Genomic DNA, 685 nt, shown 5'->3' on the forward strand with positions numbered 1-685 from the left:
CAACTCTAGCCTTTGATACAATTTATGCAGAAGGACAAAGACGATACGTAGAATCACTCTCTGCTTATGCAAGACAGTTCCTTGAAATGATGGATAAGCCTGATGTTGATTCAATTGAAGGCCTTTCACCTGCTATATCAATTCAGCAAAAAACTACAAGCAAAAATCCCCGCTCTACCGTTGGAACGACAACTGAAATTTATGATTACATGAGGCTACTTTTTGCAAGAATAGGTATTCCTTATTGTACAAATTGCTCTAGAAAAATATCTAGTCAATCTGTAGAAACAATATGTGATTCAATTCTCAAAGATTTTGTTGGACAGAAAATTTTGATACTGTCTCCTATCATTCAAAGAAAAAAGGAACATATGAAAAATTATTTGAACAAATAAAAAAAGATGGGTACTCGAGAATACGCCTTGATGGGGAAATTTTGAGCCTAGATGGGGAGTTTCCAACCCTTGATAAGCAGAAATGGCACAATATTGAGATCGTAGTAGATAGAATTCAGACAGAAAAATCAGAAAGATCTAGATTATTTGAAGCAATCCAAACTGCAATCAAGGCATCAAAAGGAGATGTCATGATTTCATCTGATAAATCTGAAAAAATTTTCTCTCAAAATAACGCGTGTCCGTACTGTGGATTGACAATTGGTGAGTTAGAACCTAGAACATTTTCA

The 685-nt window shown here is 34.9% G+C and carries 1 pseudogene; it reads left to right on the forward strand.

From position 1 onward, the window contains the following. Positions 1–685: pseudogene (locus BG20_RS11810) on the forward strand (excinuclease ABC subunit UvrA); the annotation flags it as partial.

Origin of the sequence: Candidatus Nitrosarchaeum limnium BG20 (assembly GCF_000241145.1) — an archaeon.
Taxonomy (GTDB): Archaea; Thermoproteota; Nitrososphaeria; order Nitrososphaerales; family Nitrosopumilaceae; genus Nitrosarchaeum; species Nitrosarchaeum limnae.